This is a genomic window from Candidatus Oleimmundimicrobium sp., from assembly GCF_030651595.1.
Classification (GTDB): Bacteria; Actinomycetota; Aquicultoria; order UBA3085; family Oleimmundimicrobiaceae; genus JAUSCH01.
In genome coordinates, this window is sequence record NZ_JAUSCH010000095.1 from 1 (window position 1) to 1,626 (window position 1,626).

At 68.8% G+C, this 1,626-nt stretch carries 2 protein-coding genes; both read right to left on the reverse strand.

Features of this window, described 5'->3' with window-relative positions:
- Positions 1-309, reverse strand: a 309-nt coding sequence (locus Q7U95_RS05785; RefSeq protein ID WP_308752684.1) for an LON peptidase substrate-binding domain-containing protein, incomplete at its 3' end; no start/stop codon positions are given.
- A gap of 173 nt (positions 310-482) precedes the next feature.
- Positions 483-1,626, reverse strand: a 1,144-nt coding sequence (ribD, locus tag Q7U95_RS05790; RefSeq protein WP_308752686.1) for a bifunctional diaminohydroxyphosphoribosylaminopyrimidine deaminase/5-amino-6-(5-phosphoribosylamino)uracil reductase RibD, incomplete at its 5' end; no start/stop codon positions are given.

Below are 1,626 nucleotides of genomic sequence, written 5' to 3' on the forward strand. Positions count from 1 at the left end.
ATTGTCGATGAAACGCACCAGCGACACCCTGGCCTTGCCCTCGACCAGCACCTTGACCGTGCCATCGGGCAGCTTGAGAAGCTGCAACACGCTGGCCAGCACACCCACCTCGAACATACCCTCGGGGCCCGGGTCCTCGGCGGCGTGATCGATCTGCGCAACCAGCAGGATCTGCTTGTCCTCGCGCATCACCGCCTCAAGCGCGCGCACCGATTTGTCACGTCCCACGAACAGCGGAACGATCATGTGCGGAAACACCACCATGTCGCGCAACGGCAAGACCGGATATGTGTTTGTTTCGACTGCCATCTACCTACCTCTATTCTTCCACGCGGGCAGCATGCCGTATCATGCCCCCCGATCATGCCAACATCTGGGGTATCCCACCCCTGAATTCAACACGCCACCGGCACGGTTATGTTTCCGGTATATGGCAAATCTTAGGCCCGGCCGGGTGATTTTCCCGGCAGAAGACATCATGGTTACCATTCCGTCAACAAAGACTGTACCAGACCGGAGCGCCGCCAATGGTGCATCAGATCCTCGCCACAGCGCCTTGACGCAACCAGCGAGAACGGTTGCGGGCCAATCCCGGTCACACCCATGCCGCCCAGACCGGCAGTGCCATCGGCACCAAAGACATGGCCTGCGCTGAACACCACCATCTCGTCAACCAGCCCGGCGCGCATCAGACTGGCGGCAAGCCCGCCGCCACCCTCGCAAAACACCCGCGTGATGCCCCGCGCCCCCAGCTGCTGCAACGCATTGGCGATGTCCAGCCGCCCCAGACCATCCAGATCGCAGGCCACCAGCGTCGCACCCGCATCCTGCCAGTCGCGCCGCGTGGCCCTCGGCGCCTGCGGGCCATGCAGCATCCAGACCGCATCCTCGCGCGCCGAAAGCCCCAGCCGCGCGCCAACCGAAACCCCCAGCCGGCTGTCGGCCACCATACGCACCGGCTGATGCGCGACGCCGAGCGCGCGCACCCGCAGATCGGGGTCGTCGGCACGCGCGGTGCCCGCCCCCACCATCACCGCATCGTGACGCGCGCGCAGCAGATGCACCACCCGGCGCGCCTGCGCCCCGGTAATCCAGCGGCTGACCCCGGCGGCGGTGGCGATCCGGCCATCGAGCGACAGCGCCAGCTTCAGCGTCACCATCGGGCGGCCCTGCGTGATGCGCAGCAGGAACCCGGCATTGGCCAGCGCCGCCGCCTCGGCCTCGACACCGTCATCCACGACAATACCGGCCGCGCGCAGCATCGCATGCCCCCGGCCCGCCACCCGCGGGTCGGGGTCGCGCAGCGCGGTGACCACCCGCGCCACACCGGCCCCGATCAGCGCCTGCGCGCAGGGCGGTGTCTGGCCGGTATGCGCGCAGGGCTCCAGGCTGACATAGGCCGTCGCGCCACGCGCCGCCGCCCCGGCCTGCGCCAGCGCACAGACCTCGGCATGGGGCCGCCCGCCCGGCTGCGTCCAGCCGCGCCCGACAATCACGCCCGCACGCACGATCACGCAGCCGACCGCCGGGTTGGGCCAGACCCGCCCCAGCCCGCGCCGCCCCAGGTCGATGGCAAGGCGCATGAACCGGCTGTCGGCTCCTGTGCTCATCGCGACCGCCACCCCT